General features: G+C 73.6%; 13 protein-coding genes. All 13 read right to left on the bottom strand.

Annotation, left to right across the window (positions count from 1 at the left end; genetic code table 11):
• Positions 1-2: 2 nt before the first annotated feature.
• Genes ACH4SI_RS22685 through ACH4SI_RS22745 form a run of 13 tightly spaced genes read right to left on the bottom strand, consistent with a single transcriptional unit; the run spans position 3 to position 15553 of the window.
• Positions 3-1139: a hypothetical protein gene (locus ACH4SI_RS22685; protein WP_398298306.1), complete on the bottom strand. Its 1137-nt coding sequence runs from the start codon at positions 1137-1139 to the stop codon at positions 3-5.
• Entirely contained in the window at positions 1136-3145 is a 2010-nt protein-coding gene (locus ACH4SI_RS22690; RefSeq protein WP_398298308.1) for a hypothetical protein, read from the bottom strand. Before ACH4SI_RS22690 ends, ACH4SI_RS22685 begins: the two co-directional genes overlap by 4 nt.
• Before the next feature lie 2 nt (positions 3146-3147).
• On the bottom strand, positions 3148-4413 hold the full coding sequence (locus ACH4SI_RS22695; protein ID WP_398298310.1) for a hypothetical protein: 1266 nt from the start codon (positions 4411-4413) through the stop codon (positions 3148-3150).
• 12 nt (positions 4414-4425) lie between these two features.
• Complete coding sequence (locus ACH4SI_RS22700) at positions 4426-6381, bottom strand: phage tail protein I (RefSeq protein ID WP_398298312.1); 1956 nt, start codon at positions 6379-6381, stop codon at positions 4426-4428.
• On the bottom strand, positions 6378-8435 hold the full coding sequence (locus tag ACH4SI_RS22705; RefSeq protein ID WP_398298314.1) for a putative baseplate assembly protein: 2058 nt from the start codon (positions 8433-8435) through the stop codon (positions 6378-6380). Before ACH4SI_RS22705 ends, ACH4SI_RS22700 begins: the two co-directional genes overlap by 4 nt.
• A complete protein-coding gene (locus tag ACH4SI_RS22710; protein ID WP_398298316.1) occupies positions 8432-10381 on the bottom strand; it encodes a putative baseplate assembly protein in 1950 nt (649 codons plus the stop codon). Before ACH4SI_RS22710 ends, ACH4SI_RS22705 begins: the two co-directional genes overlap by 4 nt.
• Positions 10378-10800 carry a GPW/gp25 family protein gene (locus ACH4SI_RS22715; RefSeq protein WP_398298317.1) on the bottom strand — a complete coding sequence of 141 codons (423 nt, stop codon included), beginning with the start codon at positions 10798-10800 and terminating at the stop codon, positions 10378-10380. The genes ACH4SI_RS22710 and ACH4SI_RS22715 overlap by 4 nt, the downstream gene beginning before the upstream one ends.
• Complete coding sequence (locus ACH4SI_RS22720) at positions 10797-11492, bottom strand: phage baseplate assembly protein V (protein WP_398298319.1); 696 nt, start codon at positions 11490-11492, stop codon at positions 10797-10799. Before ACH4SI_RS22720 ends, ACH4SI_RS22715 begins: the two co-directional genes overlap by 4 nt.
• Before the next feature lie 2 nt (positions 11493-11494).
• On the bottom strand, positions 11495-12676 hold the full coding sequence (locus ACH4SI_RS22725) for a phage late control D family protein (protein WP_398298321.1): 1182 nt from the start codon (positions 12674-12676) through the stop codon (positions 11495-11497).
• A gap of 9 nt (positions 12677-12685) precedes the next feature.
• The gene (locus ACH4SI_RS22730; RefSeq protein ID WP_237514764.1) at positions 12686-13357 is read right to left on the bottom strand and encodes a LysM peptidoglycan-binding domain-containing protein; all 672 of its coding nucleotides are present in this window, start codon (positions 13355-13357) and stop codon (positions 12686-12688) included.
• Positions 13354-13539, bottom strand: coding sequence for a putative phage tail protein (locus ACH4SI_RS22735; protein ID WP_398298324.1), 186 nt, complete (start codon positions 13537-13539; stop codon positions 13354-13356). The genes ACH4SI_RS22730 and ACH4SI_RS22735 overlap by 4 nt, the downstream gene beginning before the upstream one ends.
• 5 nt (positions 13540-13544) lie before the next feature.
• A complete protein-coding gene (locus ACH4SI_RS22740; protein WP_398298326.1) occupies positions 13545-14063 on the bottom strand; it encodes a phage tail protein in 519 nt (172 codons plus the stop codon).
• On the bottom strand, positions 14060-15553 hold the full coding sequence (locus ACH4SI_RS22745) for a phage tail sheath family protein (RefSeq protein ID WP_398298328.1): 1494 nt from the start codon (positions 15551-15553) through the stop codon (positions 14060-14062). The genes ACH4SI_RS22740 and ACH4SI_RS22745 overlap by 4 nt, the downstream gene beginning before the upstream one ends.
• Position 15554: the final 1 nt, after the last annotated feature.

The raw sequence follows: 15554 nt of genomic DNA on the forward strand, positions 1-15554 counted from the left end.
CGTCAGCCACCGCCGTTCGTTGCCGCGACCGTAGCCACCACCAGGAAGTCGGCCGCCCCGGGCTGGTCGACGACCTCCCCCGGGGCGGCGACGGGGTCGTACACGCGCACCCGGCACCGGAGCCGTCGGTCGCCGTCCACGGCGATCTCCACCGGGCTGAACAGCGCCGTGTTGCCCAAGGGCGGTGTGCGCGGGGTCAGATGGACGTGGAGCACGGCCCGCCCGTCGGCGACCTGTTGCGGGGTGACACCGGACGGCAGGGGCAGCAGCATCCCGTCGGTGGCGGTCCCGGACGCGACCAGCGTGCTGCCGGCCTGGGTCCCGCCGCTGAAGCTGCCCTCGATCGTGAGGTTGCCGTTGGCCGCCACGGTCATCAGCGGGGCGACCGTGCCGCTGCCCTGGTACAGGCCGAAGACCAAATTCGGCGTGTCGCCGCCGGACAGGACGAGCGCCGGCTTGCCCTCCTGGGCCTCCGGGGCCGTGCGCAGGGTCAGTTCGCCGGACGCGGCCGAGACACTGTCCGCGCGTACGCCCACGAACCGCGCCGCGACTCCGCGCGCCTCGGTCACGACGCCGCTGAAGTGGCCGTCCGTCCACTGGACGTAGCCCAGCAGGATGAGCCAGCGGACGGGCGGATCGGCCGGTGGGGCGCCGATCGCGGGCGGCTGCTGCTCCGCGACCAGCCGCTCGTCGCCGAGGCGGCCGAAGAGGAGCTGGTACGACTCCTCCACCCGGGTCTTCGTGGCACCGCCGGAGCAGGAGACCGGAGCGGCGGACCGGTCCGGTTCGCGGTCGGCGGCGGTGAGGAAGACCGGGTAGGGCTCGACCGTGAGCTGGTCCGCGCCGTTGACCTCGTCGAAGTCGCTCTCGCGCAGCACCACCGGCTCGGTGACGACCACCTCGCGGCCGGTCCCGTCGACGGCGATCCCCGGCGACACGCTCACCTCGACGTAACGGACGCCCGTGGCCGGGTCGGTACGGGGCTGGGTGACGAGGCCGAGCCCTTCGGCGATGCCCCATTCGTGCAGGTGCCGGGCGTGCCGGACGGCCGGTCCGCGCGCGTACTCGACCGTGGCCGACAGGTCGGCGGCGGCCAGTACCTGCCCCTCGTGGAAGGCGGGGCGCAGCGGGCCCGTCATGGCGTCTCACCGGGCTTCTGGTTACGGGAGCGGGGCGACCGGGTGCGTTTGACCGGGGGCTTGGGCGGCTCGGCGGCGCTGTCGGGCGCCTGGTCCGCTCCTGCGTCTGCGTCCGCGTCCGGGGCCTGGTCCGGTGTGCCCTCGCGATCGGCGAGGCGTTCCTGTAAGTGCGTGACCTGCGTCTGGGCGCTGCCCATGTGGGCGCGCAGGCCCTCCACGGCGGCGGTGAGATCGGCGACCTGTGTCCTGAGCCGGGCCAGTTCCTGCATGCTGTCGGTGACTTCGCTGGGGGTCGTGTAGACCTGTTCATGCAGCGCCTTGGGCGGTGTCTCGCCGGGCGCGGGGGTCAGCAGCAGGGACAGCATCTCCTCCAGGTCCCCGGTGCGCGGCCAGTCGCCGAGCAGGCCCTCGGCGTACGGGAGCGCGACCGGGCCCTCGGTCGGGAGCGGCAGCGTCCGGTACACGGGCAGGGGCTCGCAGCACACGCGCTCGGCGAGTTCGCGCAGCCGGTAGAGCTTGGGCAGCCATTCGCCGTAGGCCGAGCCGCCCGGCAGCACCTGTTCCCGGGTGGCGGAGCAGACCCGTACGACGTCGCAGCCGTCCAGCTCCACATGGGCGAGCAGGACGTCGGTGTCGGTGCAGTCGCCGCACGGCGGGTTCAGCGTGGCGCACGCCGCGTCGGTCAGGAACCTGCGCAGCGCGGTGCCCAGCGTCGTGGCCGCCTGGGCGATCTGCTGCACCTCGGCGACGGTCGCCTTCTCGGTGCTGTCCGGCGGCGGGGCCGGGAGCAGCGGCGGTACGTCGGCGGTGGCGATGTCGTGGCGAAGCGTGCAGTCGGCGAGGTCGGCGGACAGGTCCAGCCGACACAGCAGCCATTCGCGGATCAGGCCGATGTCGGCTCGGAACTCCACCCGCAGGGCGTGGCCGAGCGGTGTGCCCTGGGCGAGCATGCGCACTTCCAGTGGCGCGTCCGGGTCGCCCCGCTCCGGTACGACCCGGGCGGCGGTCTCGGTGACGACGGCGCGGGCGATCGTACGGCGCAGCGGATCGGGCCAGGCCGCCTCCGCGTCGGCGCCCCGGAGCCGTTCGCACGCCGTGCCCAGGGCGCCGCGGGCCTCCCGCACGGAGGCGAGGTCCGGGTAGTTCTGCCGGAGCTGGTCCTGCCCGGCCGCGTCGTAGGTGTCGAACCGGGCGACGGCGGCGGCGAGCCCGCGTACGTGCTCGGTCATCTCACGGACCGTCGGCGGGGACGGTGTCCCCTCTCCGCCCGCGTTGTCGCGCAGCCACTTCAGCGCGGTGGCGTACCGCTGCGCGTCGGCGGCGTCGAAGCGGAAGGTACGGCCGGTACCGGTCGCCGCGGCGGTCAGGGCGTCGGCGTAGAACGCGAGCCGCCGGTCGCGGGTGCGCGCCTGGTCGGCCCGGGCCAGGTCGCCGATGCTCGCGAGGAGCCGGGTGCCGGGGTTGTGGCGGTGGTCCTCGAAGTCGTCGCACTTGACGACGAAGCGGTACCCCTCCTGAACCCTGGAGGGCACGCATCCCGGTGAGGGACAGGGCTCCTCCGTGGCGTACGGCGCCACCGGCTCGACGGGAAGCTCCTGGTACTGCACGTAGAGCCCGTAGCGGCGGCCGCCCTCGTCGGCGTCGTTGCCGCAGTTTTCCCCACATTCCACGCCGAGGGCTTGCACGCGCCGCTCCTGCACCAGGGCGGTGACGTCGACGCGTTCGGTGCAGGCGACGACGATGTCGTTCCCTGCGCAGTCGAGGGCGTGCCCGGGGTGGACGGCCACGGTTCCGCCGCCGCACGGGTCACAGGTGACGCCGAGGCCGCAGATAACGCCGGGCCCGTACAGGGAGCGGTTGTGGAGTCTGCGCTTCGCCGTCGTGTACTCGACCAGCAGGCTGAGGTCGTCCTCGGTCAGCAGTTGCCCTGCGAAGAAGCGAGGACGTACGAAGGCGGAGGTCCGGGTGGCGTCGCCACCGCAGCCGCATCCGCAGTCTGTTCGCATGATCAGCGCTCCTTCACAAAGAACCAGCTCTCGAAGACGTCCCCGCCCGCACCGGTGCCGGACGTCCAGGGGCCGATGCCCGAGGGTGGGAGGTCGCAGCCGCCGTGCGCGGCGTCGGACCGGGTGTTGTGGTCGTCGATGGTCGGTACGCGTCCGCCGACATGAGTGCCGTCGACCGGACGGCAGCAGCGGTCGAGGAGGAACGCGGCGCGGACGGTGATCAGGAGGCGGTCGCCGTCCTGCAGCGTCTCGCGGGTGGTCTGGCGGTAGCGGAACCGCTCGGTGAACTCGTCGCATTCGCCGTCTGTTTCGGGATCCGGTCCGGTGTCGGGTTCGGCGAACTTGCCGCCCATGTACCAAGTGGAGGCGTTGCGTCCGCTGCCGCCCTCGATCACTTGGAGTTCCACCACGCCGGGCCGCAGCGTGTCGGTCCGTACGCCGGAGGAGAACCGCACCACGAGGCCGCCGTCCTCGTCCTGGGTGCCGAGGAGCGCCTTGGCCTCGTCGATGGTGTAGGTGTGTCCGTGGATCCAGTTGATGCCGGTGATCACGGTGGGCACATGGCGGCCGAAGGGGCGGCGTACGTTCATGTGGATCTGGTGGCGGCGCACCGGCTCGTACCAGTCGACGCAGTCGATCCTGGCCAGCCACAGCACCTTGTGCTCGCATGCCGAGCAGCAGGTGTCGCAGCGCTCGTCCGCCGGCGGCTCGCACCCGGTGACCCGGACCGTGTAGCACTCCTCCGTCCAGCCGAACTCGCAGTCGGAAGTGTCCGCGCAGGCGTCGTTGTAGACGGCGCGGGTGGGCTCGACGGGCCGTTCGGCGTACTCGATGCCGACCCAGACGGTGTCGGTGTCCCGTTCGTGCGGTGGCAGCGCCTTCCACAGGTCGATCGCGCAGCCGCCGCGCACGACGACCTCGTTGCCGTCGCAGTCCACGGCCAGGCCGGGGCTGATCGTCACCTTGGCCCGGCGCCGGGTGTGCCGCTGTTCGGCATCGCTCTCGCTCTGCTCGGCGGATGGCGTTTCCTCACCCGTATCCGACGGGCAGTCGTCCTCGTCGCCCGGTGCCGGTTCCACGTACAGGCCGCACACCACGCCGTAGCCGAGCAGACAGCGCATGCGCAGCTTCAGCTTCTCGCGGTGGTAGTCCTGTTCACGCTGGAAGTCCCGCGCGCCCAGCATCTGGCCGTGGAAGTACCGCAGCCGGCGCAGCGGTGGCGCGTCGAACTCCTCCGTGCATGACCTCGATGTCTCTGTCTCCGTCATCGCCACGTCCTCTCACGACACCTGTGTGTGCACACCGACGGCGGAGACGACTCCCACGCCCACCCCTCGGCGCAATCCTCTTGGCCCCGGCCTCAGCACCCCGTCGCGGTTCAGCCGCAGGGGTGGCGCGCCGCCCAGTACGGGCGGCGGAAGCGGGACGAACGCGGTGTCCACGCCGACCGTGGACCGCGAACCGACCACGAAACCGGCGCCACCGGTCCGTACCGACCCCACCGTGTGCGCGGGCGCCTGCCGCTCCACCAGCCGCGCGAGCGCCGTCCCGTCCGCCGACCCGGCGGGCAGGGCCAGCCGGAACCGGTGCGCGTGCGCGGTGAACGGGTCGCTGTCGGGGGCGCCGAACGCGCGCAGCGGCGCCGCGCCCAGCGCCGAGCCGCCGACCCGGAACCGGCTCGCGGACCGGCCGAACAGCCTTATGGCGCCCAGCCCCTGGTCCTGTCCCGGCCCCGCGCCGGAGCCGATGGCCTTGCGCAGGTGTGCCCAGCGGCGGTCCGTCGCCAGTTCGTCGACGACCGGGGTCACCCCGAACACGATGCGCACCGCCTCCCGCAGCGCCCACGGCGTGCCCCGGCGCCGGTACAGCTCCGGGGCGGCGGCCAGCAGCTCGCGCCGGATACGGGCGTCCCAGCCCGCCTCGTACGACAGGCCCAGCAGCCCGGCCAGCCACGGCAGCACCCGGTCGGGGACGCCGGCCGGGTCGAGGAGGGCCGGATACCGCTCGATGACCCGGTCGAGCTGGGCGAGCGTGGCGTCGAACAGCGACAGGAAGCGTTCGGTGAAGTCGTCGGCCGCGGGGTCCTCACGGAAGGCGGGCGGCAGCAGATCGGCGCTGGTGACCCGGGGGAAGTCCAGCCGGATCCGGCGGACGACCGGGGTCGCGGCACCGTCGCCGGAGAGGCGCAGCCGCAGCCGCAGGTAGCGGCCGGGCGGCTGGTCCACGAGGAAGTCCGTGGATCCCGGGGCCGACGCCTGCCAGTCGCTGTCGTCGTAGTGGCTGTCCTCGGTCACCACGATCTGTACGGCGACGGCTGTCCCGTCGGGCACGTCGGCGTCCACGCGGACGCGGTGCCAGCGGCACCGCGAGATGCCGCTGTCGATCAGGGCGGTGATGTACGACCCGCTGGTCAGGTACGCGTCGGTGGCGGGCGGCGCGGGGTCGCTGGGCCGGCCCCGCCAGGTGTAACAGGTGGTCTGGGGGCCGTCGGGGCCCTGCTCGCTCAGGCAGAACCCGTCGTCGTCGGCCGAGGTGAGGGCGGACGGCGGAAGGGCGGCGGCCAGCTCGTCCATGGTGACGGTGTCGAAGTGGCGGCGGTGGCCGCCCCGGTGGATCGTGAGCCGTCCGCCGTCGTCGGTGAGCAGCCACACGGTCCGCTCCGGTCCGGTGCGCAGGCCGATGACCTCGCCGCGGGCGCCGGTGCGGAGCACGCCGCGGAAACGGCCCGTCTGGTCGTACCGCCTCACGTCCGTGCTGCCCTGACAGGCCACCAGGATCTCGTCGCCGGGAGCGGGGACGGCCCAGCGAGCCTGCTCGGCCCGGATCACCCCGGCGAGTTGGGCGCCCTCGCGGTGCCATACCAGGACGCGGCCGGAGTCCACGACGGCCAGCCGGTGGCCGCGCGCGGCGACCGAGACCGGCGCGCGCAGCAGGCGGGGATCGCAGCCGGGCGGCCAGACCGGGGTGAAGGCGCCGCAGGCGTCGCGGCGCAGCAGCCGCCGCTCGCCGGGGATGAGCAGGTACCAGGCGCACGGCCCGCACCCGGGCGCGAGGCGGGGATCGGGGAACCAGGGCAGCAGCTGGGCCCTGGTGGGGCCTTCGGGGGCGGTGCCGTGGTGGGCGAGGCGGAGGCCGGACGGGTCGCCGAAACCGACGATGTCCTGGGCCTCCTGCTTGTCCCAGCCGACGTAGGCGTCGAGCAGACGGAAGGTCGCGGGGTGTGGGGTGCACGTCATGGCTGGTCTCCTACCGGGATCAGCAGCGGGCGCTCCGGCCAGACGAGGGTGTGGGGCGGGAGGGCGTGGTCGGTGCAGGGCGGCAGGCGGATGCCGTCGACGGTGAGCGAGAGCCGGGTGACGGCCAGCACCCCGTCGACCGCCAGGAGCCGCCGGACCAGCGCGGTGTGCCGCAGCGCGCCGCCGAACGGCCAGCCCGCGCCGTCCTCCCCGCCGCGCAGCGGATCCAGGTAGGTGCGCACCGCGTCGCCCGCCCGGGCGAGGACCGCGGCCCGGTCGAGGTCCGGGTCGAGCGTGACCCAGGACTCCACCCCGACGCGGCGGTAGGGGGCGGGGGCGGCGACCACCGTGACCCCGGCGGGTGCGGCGTCGCGCGACAGGAAGTCGGCGACGGCCCGCAGGGTGGCGGCGGTGGGGACGGGCGGTTCGGCGGCGTCGTCGCCCGGCGGTACGGGCGGTACGACGAGGACGCCCACGACGCCGGGGATCGGCTTCCCGGCGAAGTCGGGGTGCAGGCCGGGCACGCCCCGGGCGCGGGCAACCGAGGCGCCGGGCGCGCGGAGGGCGAGCTGCCCGTAGTCGGCGGGGGCCACGGCCCGGCCGCGGGCCCGCAGTTCGCCGACGCCGCGGCGCATGGCGTCGGCGTCGGGTTCGGCGTCCGAGCCGCCGGAGGCCGGGAAGGGGTTGCCCACGCCGGTGACGAACGGCAGCGCGGTCACCACTCCGCTCACGGCTCCCGCCCGTACGGCGCCGGCGCTGCCGCCGCCCACGCGGTAGCGCACGGCGCGGACGTTGCGGAAGCCGGGCGGGACGGCCATGCCGTTGACGCCGTCCCCGAAGGTCACTTCGCCGCTGTCGTGATCCACGGTGAACACGCGGTCGTCGGCGCCGTACCCGGCCAGGCTCTCCACCTCGCGCCACCGGGTGGAGGTTCCGGCGGTGGTGCCGAACACGTCGCCCCCCGTGTCGTCGTCCACCTCGATGACCACCGATCCGGCGAGGATGGGCACCTGGCTGAGCTTCATGCGTCGCCGCGCGGTCGCCGTACCGTCCTGGACGGGCTGGAGCGGCTCGTCGCGGATGGTGCGGGCGGCTGTGGCGGTGACCACGTTCAGCCGCAGTCCGGACAGGACCGGCGCCGGGCCGGGGAAGGCGCCGTGGGCGATCCGCAGGCGCAGCCAGCGCAACAGGGGCCGGGGCCGGGTGCCGGGCGGGCTGCCCGGCTGCCACGAGCGCGGCACGCGCAGCTCGACGGTCCCGTTGGCGTTGAGCCCTGCCGTGGAGTCCCGCAGCACCTCGGCGGGGACGAGCCGGGTGCCGTCCAGCACGTCCCAGCGCAGCAGCGGCGCGGGCGGCAGCGGCAGGGGCGTCAGTCCGCCGGAGGCCGCGGGCGCGGGGGGCGCGGCGACGACCACGAAGCCCAGCGACAGCCGGGGGTAGGGGCCGGCCGGTCCGGCGAGTCCGATCCACAGCCCGTTGCCGGGCTCCGGGTCGCGGCCGAAGGGCGTGAAGGGGCGGCTGGGCCCGGACGGTCCCAGGGGCAGGGTCTCCAGCCGTCCGGCCTCCTGGACGGCGAGGGCGCCGAGGGTGGCCGGTGTGGCGTACAGGTCCTGGTCCGTCTCGTAGACGACCTGCCCCGCCGGGGTGGAGGCCGCGCTCTGGAACCCGGCGGGGACGAGGACGGAGGAGCCGTCGGGCGGATTGACGGTGAACTCGAGGAGCGCGGCCGCCGCTCCGGCCGGGCGCCGCCGCACCCCCGCCGTCGCCAGGTGTTCGGCGAGCACCTTCTCCGGGAGCCGGTTGACGCGGCCCAGCACGGGTTCGGCGAGCGTGCCGAAGAGGCGGACGAGCGCGACGCCCGCGTCCTGGCGGTCGGGATCGGTCCAGTCCGGGGTGTAGCCCGCGATGCGTCCGCGGACGGCGGTGCGGACCGCCTCGCGGGTGGCGTCGACGAGTTCGGGCTGGACGCCGCTGGGCCCGGGGCCTGGCACGGTCCGGCCGTCCGCCCGCTCCTGTTCCCGGGCGTCCCGCTCCCACCACACGTCGCCGGTCATGTCAGCCCCTCCCCCGGTTCGACGGCGGGCACGATCCGGGTGCGGACCGTGCGCAGGACGGGAAGTTCCCCGGCCGCGAGCGGCACCTCGTCGCAGGCTTCGTCCGCGTCGGCCCCGTCGAGGCCGATCGCGACGGCGGCGATGTCCGCGAGGTCCCCCAGCGCCCGTTGCGCGGCCCGCAGCAGGGCCGAGGGCCGCAGCGGCTGCCCGAACGGCCAGCCGTCCTGGTCGTCGCCGCCCACCAGCGGGTCGAGGAAGCGGCGCAGCGCCGCGGTGACCGCGGTGGCCACGCGGGTGCGGTCGGCGGGGTCGCCGGAGAGGTCGACGCGCAGGGCGACATCGCGGTAGCGGGGCGCGCGGACGAAGACCTCGGAGGTGAGCAGCCGCGCCTTTTCGAGACGGGCGGCGACCGCGCACAGCATGCCCGGGTCGGGCATCGGCGCGGCGACGAAGTCCTCGCGGGCGAGGTCGTCCCGGGGTACGGCCGGGACGATGCGCACGGTCACCGCGCCGGGCACCGTGGCGCACGGGAAGCCGGGATGCTCGCCGAGGGCCGGGTAGGCGCGGGCCACGGCGACGCCCGGGGGCGTACGGGCCAGGGTGACGAAGTCGTCGGCGGTGACGGCGCGGGTCACCTCGCCGAGCGACGCGGCCGCGCGCTGCCGCGCCTCGGGAACCGTCTCCGGGTCCGCGCCGCCTTCGGCCCGTACGAGGTTGGCGGCCGAGACCGCGCCGATCCCGGCCGGGTCGTCGGCGGCCGGGAGCCAGTTGGCGGTCATGCCGCCGTTGCCGTCCCTGCCGCCGCCGGTCACGTAGGCCACGTGCACGTCCGGGTCCGGGTGGGGGATGCGTCCGGTGAGTCCGTCGCCGAACACCAGCGCGCCCTCGGCCCGATCGAGCACGAAGATGCGGTCGGCCGGTGCGCCGAAGGTGAAGTCCGGCACAGGCGTCCACTCATCGCCCGCCAGGCGCACGGTGGCCTCCAGGAGGCGGTCGGCGGCGTCCGGCAGGACGAGGTGCTGTCCGGGCAGCCTGAGCCAGGCGCGGATCTGCTCCTGGAGGTCGGCGCCGTCCGCGGTGCGGTACGTGCGGTGGTGTGCGGCGGACACGTTGACGGCGAGTTGGAGGAGGCGGGGCGGGGCCGCGTAGGTGGCCGCCGGGGTCGACACCAGGAGCCCGGTGTCCTGGGTGGTCCAGTCGGCGGGAGGGTGGAGCCGGACGATTCCGGACCGGCGGAGACCGGCCGTGCCGTCCTCGATCCTTTCGAACTCGCCGGAGATGTCCGTGCCCGGCCGGAACCAGGACCAGGTCAGCTCGGCGGGCGGCGGCACATCGTCGACCGCCCCGGGCAGCCACGACGGTACGCACACGGCGGGCGCGTCCAGTTCCACGAGCAGGCAGATCGGGCCGGGCGCGGTGTGCTCTCCGGTGAGCGGCAGGGTGAAGCGGGCCTCGGCCGGGGCGCCGTCGCTCGCGAGCAGGGCGATGCCACGCCGGGCCCGCAGGTCCGCCGTGCGGTCGCGGTCGGTCCACACGGTGATCTCGCCGCCCTCGGCGAGCGGGAGGACGGCCACGTCGTCGTCGAGGGTGAACACGATCCGGCCCGTGGGGTCCCGGGTCAGCGCCGTCCCCGCGGGGACGAGGGGTACTGCGGTGTCCTCCTGCTGTGCGGCGAGGCGCAGCACGGTGGCGGCGGGTCGGGCGGGGCGCGGCGGTTTGATGTCGAGCAGCCGCAGGATGGCGACCACGAGCGCCTCGGGCACCTGGTCGAGCCAGTACAGCCGCTGTTCGAGGAGGTAGGCGAAGAGTTCGAGGAGGGTGACGCCGGGGTCGACGGGCGCGTGCAGTGTCCAGGTGCCGTCCGACTCGGCGGGGATGCGGCGGCGGATGGCCGCCATCATGTCGGCCCAGGTGAGGTCGTCCAGCTTGGGCGCGGGCAGCGTCATGGCGTCCCCCCAAGGGAGCCCGTGAGGCTCGTGAGCCCGGTGTAGAACGGGAACACCAGGTTCGCCTTGGTGTTGCTGCGCCGGATGCGATAGACGATCGAGACGGTGATCCGCGACTCGTCGGCCGGGTCGGCCTCCGCGCGGACCTCCTCCAGTTCCACACGTGGCTCGTGGTCGCGGACGGCGGCGGCGATCGACTGCTCCAGGTCGCGCAGGTTCTGCACGCTGCCGGGCGCGAACAGCAACTCATGGGCGCGGGTGCCCAGTTCGGGCTGCATGACCCGCTCGCCGGTGCCGGTGAGCAGCAGCGCCCGCAGGCAGTGCTCGATACTCTCCTCGCCGACGGCGTAGCCGAGCCGCCCGGACGCGTCGGGCAGGATCGGGAACCGCCAGCCGGTCCCCAGGAACTCCTCGCTCATTCCGTCCTCGCCTTCTTGGCCAGCACGGCGGGGGTGAGCGGCGGGGCCGGCGGGCCGGTCGGCCCGGCTGCGGAGGGGTGGGTGTGCGTGTTGAACGCCTGGAGCAGCGCGTTGCCGAGGACGAGGGGTTCGGTGGCGGCGCCGCCGAGGTCGATGGAGGGCGAGTCGAGCGTCACCTTGGGCGCCTTGAGGGTGATCTCGCCCTGGGCGGTCACGGTGACGCTGCCGCCCTCGGCCGCGGTGATGTGGATCGCCTTGCCCTGGTCGTCCAGTTCCACCACGTGTCCGGCGGCGGAGGTGATCCGGACGGCGGCCTTGGACTCGGTGTCGTCCAGGAGCACTTCATGGCCGTGCTTGGTCCGGATGATCTTCTGATCGCGGCCTTCGGTACGGGCGGTCGGCGGTTTGTCCTTGCCGTTGTAGAGGCCGCCCAGGACGATCGGGTACCGCATGTCGCCGTGCACGAAGGCGACGAGCACCTCGTCGCCCTTCTCGGGCACGAACACCGAGCCGTAGCCGTTTCCCGCGTACAGCTGGCCGACCCGGATCCAGTCGGTGACCGTGGTGTCGTCGAACCAGGGGAACTTCAGTTTGACCTGGCCCTCGTCGTTGCCCTCGTTCTCCACGACGAGCGCTTCGACCACGCCGTAGTAGCGCTTGTCGGTGGAGCGGGCGCGTGGCGTACCCCTCATGGTCACTGGTCCCCCTGGTGGATCCGCCGTGCGGTGAACTGGGTGAAGAAACCGCTGGTGTTGAGGGTGTGCTCGACCCGTTTGACGAAGTAGGTGCCGGAGAAACGGCGGCCGAGCCCGTAGATCTCCAGGTTGTCGCCGGGCCGCAGCTCGGGCAGGCCCGCCACCTTGCCGGTGGCGGTGATGAACTCGTACGCACGCTCACGCAGCAGGCTGATCGCCAGTTCGCGGGCCTCCTGGTCGCTGCCGACCGGCGCGTCGACCATGACCTCCTGGCGGCCCTGCATCGTGGACTCGGCGGCCTGCGGCCCGCTCTGCCCGTCGGCCGTGTTCTGCCCGGCGGGAAGGTTCTCCGCGGTCGCGGTGAACGCGATGGGCTGTTTCGTACGGGGGTCCCAGCCGCGCACGGTGACCTTGCTGACCTGCTGCGACACCGTCAGCGTCGGGGTGAACTCGATCAGGTTGGGGATCAGCCCCGCAGGCTGGCCGGTGGGGCCGGTGGTCAGCCCCGGAGCGTACGCCAGCCGGTACACGCGGATCGGGCGGCCGTCGCGGCCGTCGGTCGGCTTGATGAAGTACAGCGTGTCCTCGCCGGTCTTCGCGTCCGGCAGGATGTAGCAGTCGAAGTCCAGCCGCTTGGCCCGCTCCAGCAGGAACGTGGCGTCGTCCTGGTTCTTCTGCACCACCACGTCGTGGGTGGGCCCTTCCCTGGTGACCTCGATGCGCAGGTGGTTGCGCTGGGCGATCTGCTCGGCGATGCGCCAGTCGGGCAGATTACGGTAGATCTTGGTCTCGTTCTCGGTGGGCTTGCGGTCCTTGAGCCGCAGCAGCCCGTCCACGCCGCTGACCTGGACGGTGGGCGAGGCGCCGTCGGTGAACTTCGGGCTGAGCGTGGAGATGGTCCCGGTGGCGACGGTGAGCAGCTTGTCGGCGTAGCCGAGCCGGACCGAGACCCGGCCGCCGAGCCGGAAGCTCGCCGAATCGCTGTGCTTGAACCGCAGGTGAGCATCGTCCCAGTTGTTCAGGGTGAGATCGAAGCCGGACATCTCGTCGATGTCCCGGTTCACCTTGATGTCGATGATGTCGTTCTTGGTGGACGGGTCCATCTCCAGGCCCTCGATGCGCACCTCGAACTCCGGCGCGTACCGGTCGGGCGGGGCCACCTCGGGTGCGGGGGTGCTCATCGGGCCTCCTCACGGCAGCCGGGGCACGGTCAGCACCCGGCCCGGCCGTAGGTCGCGTGGATCGCTGATGCCGTTGGCGCGCGCCAGCTCCCGCCAGGCGTCGGGCCGCCGGTACAGCGCGGCGGAGATGGAGCTGAGCGTGTCGCCGCGGCGCACCACATAGCTCTTCTCCACCGTGGGCGAGGAGCGCGGTGTCTCGGCGACCTGCACGGCGGCCGTACGGAACTCCTTGAGCGAGAGGTCCAGCATGGCGCGCAGCGGCACCCCGTCCGGCCGGAACAGCTGGTAGTTGACGTCCAGCTTCTCCACGACGCCGGTGAAGACCTCCTCGTCCCAGACGAAGCGGACGACAGGTGGCGCGTGTTCGCGGCTGTCGGGCCGCAGCAGGTTGCGCAGCGCGTTGACGTAGGCGGTCCGTACGTTCTCCAGGGTGTCGGAGGTGTCCACCAGCGCCTGGACCGTGAGGGTTTCCGTGCCGCCGCGGACGTACTGCAGGGGCGGGGTCTCCAGGCCGGGGATGGTGATCTCGGCGAACGTGTTGCTCTTGCTCAGCTTGTAGTCGGTGGGGTTGAACCGCAGCGGGATCCGCCGCTGCCGCTCGTCGGCGATCACCGGGCGGACGATCTCCAGGCGGGCCCGGGCGGCGCCTTGGCGGGCGAAGGACACGGGGGTCACGCTCATTGCAGGCCCTCCCCGTCCCCGAAGCTCCGCTCCGTCTGGGTGCGTTGGGCTCGGGCGCACTGGTCCTCGTACAGCTTCGCCCAGGCCTGGATGTGCTTGTTGAACAGCTTCGTGAACACGGCACCGTCGTCGCCGTCCACCTGGAACCGGACCTCCAGCTGGTGAATGGTCACCTTCGGCACGCCGGTCACCTCCCTCGGCCCAGGCGCGACAGGGCGTCCGCCGCGGCGTCCTGCAGGACCTTCGTCAGCCCCTCGTGCGCGATCTCCAGCGACTCGATGGCGATCGCGTTCTGCTCCGCGTGCAGGTCCGGGCCGCTCCACTTGGCGGCGAGCCCACCGTGGAAGGCCCACGCCGCGCCGGGCACCCCGTCCGGGCCGAGCACGATCACGGCGCCGTCGCGGCGGGCGCCGAGTGAGTCGGCGAGCCCGGCCTGGTACCAGGACCACAGCCCCGGGTCGCGCACCACGCCGCGCTTGAGCGTGATCCGGTTCCAGGAGTGGCGCAGCGGCAGCTGGTGGACCGAGTCGTTGCGGCCGCCCTCCGGGTAGCTCGTCACCTCCAGCTGTGCGCCGAGCCCGGTGACCTCCTGGAACGCGCCGGACGCGGCCAGTGGCAGCAGCAGGGCCTGCGCGGGCGGCAGATAGGCGTCGCCGGGGTCGAGGGTGACCAGGAAGCGGTATTTGGGCAGGGGATCCAGGGTCATGCCTCGATTACCTCCAGGTCTCGGTCCTGGCCGAGTACGAGACGGAGCCGGATGAACTCCATGGGGACGGCCGGGGCGACCTCGATCTCGCAGACCAGCTGCCCCGGGTCCTGCTCGGGCGGGTTGTTGGTGTCGTCGCACACCACCCGGAACGCCTGCTCGGGCCGGTCACCGGCGAGCGCCCCGGCGCGGAAGGCCGACAGGAGTACGGAGGTCAGCGCCCGCACCAGGGTCAGCCGCAGTTCGGGCGAGTTGACGTCGAACACCAGCGGGCTCGCCGCCCGCCGGATGGCCCGCACCAGCAGGTGCACCAGCCTGCGGTGGGCGATGTAGCGGGTGCGCGGGTCGGCGGACAGGGTGCGCCCGCCCCACACCATCAGCCCCCGCCCGCGGGTGCACCGGAGCAGGTCGACACCCGCGTCGAACAGCCGGACCTGCTGCGGTTCGGGGTACTCGGCGGCGAGGTCGACCGCCTCCAGGATCACGGCGTTCGCGGGCGTGTGATGTGCGCCGCGCTCGCCGTCGAGGCGGGCGATGACGCCCAGGACGTGCCCGGACGCCGGGACGATGCGCAGGTCGTGCCCGTCGGGGACGCGCAGCGGCGGGTGGTAGACGGCGACGCAGCCGAGGAGCCCGGCATCGCCGGTGGCCGCCAGGGAGTCCGCCCAGCCGGCCACCTCGTCCACGGAGGACAGCCGGGGCGGTACGTCGAGCACGGCCAGGCGGTCGTGCGACGGCTCGATGCTGCGCAGCAGTTCGAGCACCACGTCGGTGTGGGTGGTGCCGGACAGGTCCGTGCCGAGGTCCGGCAGCGCCACCAGCGCCGGTTCCGGCAGTTCGGCCTGGGTGGTGACGGCGTCCGCGTACGCGTCGCGGGTGGGCTCCGCGTCGGTGCCGCCCGCGAGCGTCAGGTCCCAGGACATCGTGATGGGGCCGGTCGATCCCGGCGGTGGTGGTGGCCCGTCCGGGACCAGCCGGATGTAGCGGGACCCGTTCAGCCGGTCGGCGACTTCGGCGAGCGGCAGCCCGGGGAAGGTCTCGGTCGGCTCGCCGGGCAGCATGACCCGTACGCCCACGGTGGGCGGCCCGGCGACGGTGCTGGACTGGTAGCGGATGGCGACGCGGGCACCGTTGGCCCAGGCGCCGGGGCTGGTCGCGACCACCTGGAAGCCCGTGGCGGCCAATCCGCTCAGCGGACCGGCCGCCCACCGGGCCCGGGCCGTGGTGGCCGGCCCGGACACGCGGAGCACCCAGGCCGTGCGGCCGCCGTTCTCGAAGAAGCCGCGCAGTGCGTACGGGGTGGCGAAGGCGCCGTCCGGCGGTCCGAAGGCGGCCACGACGTCGTTCCAGCTCTCCACGCGCACGGGAGTGCCGACCGGGCCGCGCCGGAGCCGACCCAGGAACGCCGCCACGTCGGTGCGCAGCGGCTCCGTGTCGGGACCACGGGTCGCGGACGTCAGGGATACGCCGGGAAGCGCTTCGCCGGCCATG

The organism is Streptomyces sp. NPDC021212, assembly GCF_044332925.1.
GTDB lineage: Bacteria > Actinomycetota > Actinomycetes > Streptomycetales > Streptomycetaceae > Streptomyces.